Source organism: Candidatus Nanopusillus massiliensis (assembly GCF_920984865.1).
The window spans coordinates 540,864-541,087 of the sequence record NZ_OV100765.1 but is presented as its reverse complement, the minus strand read 5'-3'; positions in this window follow the sequence as shown (position 1 = coordinate 541,087).

The following is a 224-nucleotide window of genomic DNA, read 5'->3' as shown; positions in this document are numbered from 1 at the left end:
ATAAATATAAAAATAAATAAATGTTAAAAAACCAACAATAATCCCAAATNNTATACTTACAGAAAATAATACTATATTATAGAAATTTAGATAGAAAATAAATATTAATGATAAAGATAGAAAAGATAAGAAAAAAGTTAAGAAAGAGTATTCTAATGTTGTTTTTATATTCTCTTCAATTGAAGTTTTAAATTGGTATAAAATATATCATATTTTTTGTCATT